Below are 1,585 nucleotides of genomic sequence, written 5' to 3' on the forward strand. Positions count from 1 at the left end.
CGGCTCTCCGCCACGGCCGCCTTCGACCATCCCACCCCGGCGGCCCTGGCCCGGCACCTCGCCGGCCGGCTCCGCGGCGCCGACCCGACGGGCGTCCCCGACGCGCCCCGCCTCGCGGCCGGCGCCGATCCGGTGGCGATCGTCGCCATGGCCTGCCGGCTCCCCGGCGGCGTCAGCAGCCCCGAGGAGCTGTGGGAACTGCTCGACCAGGGACGGGAGGGGCTGACCGGTTTCCCCACCGACCGCGGCTGGGACCTGGCCCACCTCTTCTCCGACGACCCCGACCAGGCCGGCACCTCGTACGTGCGGGTCGGTGGCTTCCTGGCCGGCGCGGGCGACTTCGACGCCGACCTGTTCGCGATCAGCCCCCGCGAGGCGCTCGCCATGGACCCGCAGCAGCGGCTGCTGCTGGAGACCTCCTGGGAGCTGTTCGAGCGGGCCGGCATCGACCCGACCGCCCTGCGCGGCAGCGCCACCGGCGTCTTCACCGGGGTGATGCACCACGACTACGCGGCGAACCTGCGGCAGGCGCCCCCCGGCACCGAGGGCTACCTCGGCGTCGGCACCGCCGGCAGCGTGGTCTCCGGGCGGGTCGCGTACGCGCTGGGGCTGGAAGGGCCCGCGGTGACCGTGGACACCGCGTGCTCGTCGTCGCTCGTGGCGCTGCACCTGGCCGCGCAGGCGCTGCGCGACGGCGACTGCTCCCTCGCCGTGGCCGGCGGGGTCGCGGTGATGGGCACCCCGCAGGCGTTCGTCGAGTTCAGCCGGCAGCGCGGGCTCGCCCCGGACGGCCGGTGCAAGGCGTTCGCCGACGCGGCCGACGGCACCGGCTGGTCCGAGGGCGTGGCCGTCCTGCTGCTGGAACGGCTGAGCGACGCCCACCGCCACGGGCACCCGGTGCTGGCCGTGCTGCGCGGCTCGGCGGTCAACTCCGACGGGGCGTCCAACGGCCTCACCGCGCCGAACGGGCCGGCCCAGGAACGGGTCATCCGGCGGGCGCTGGCGGCCGCGCGCCTGGGACCGGCCGACGTGGACGCCGTCGAGGCGCACGGCACCGGTACCCGGCTCGGCGACCCGATCGAGGCGCAGGCGCTGCTGGCCACGTACGGACAGGAGCGGGGGGAGGGGGCGCCGCTGCTGCTCGGCTCGCTGAAGTCGAACCTCGGGCACGTCCAGGCCGCCGCCGGGGCGGCCGGGGTCATGAAGATGGTCCTCGCCCTGCGGCACGGGACCCTGCCGCGCACCCTGCACGTGGACGCGCCGACGTCCGAGGTGGACTGGTCGGCCGGGGCGGTGGAGCTGCTCACCGAGGCCCGGCCGTGGCCCGCCGTGAACCGGCCCCACCGTGCCGGGATCTCCTCGTTCGGGATCAGCGGCACCAACGCGCACGTCATCGTCGAGGCACCGCCCGCCGCACCGGTCCCGGCGACGGCGGCGGCGGTCCGGGGGGCGGGTGCCGCCGTACCCTGGCTGCTCTCCGCCGCGAGCCGGGAGGGCCTGCGCGACCAGGCCGCCCGGCTGCTCACCTGGCTCGACGGTGCGGCGGCCCACCCGGCCGACGTGGCGCACGCGCTGGCCACCACCC

General features: G+C 77.6%; 1 protein-coding gene. It reads left to right on the forward strand.

The window, feature by feature from the left end:
- Positions 1-1,585, forward strand: a 1,585-nt coding sequence (locus B0E53_RS36350; protein WP_281492942.1) for a beta-ketoacyl synthase N-terminal-like domain-containing protein, incomplete at both ends; no start/stop codon positions are given.

This window comes from Micromonospora sp. MH33, assembly GCF_003013775.1.
GTDB classification, from domain to species: domain Bacteria; phylum Actinomycetota; class Actinomycetes; order Mycobacteriales; family Micromonosporaceae; genus Micromonospora; species Micromonospora fulviviridis.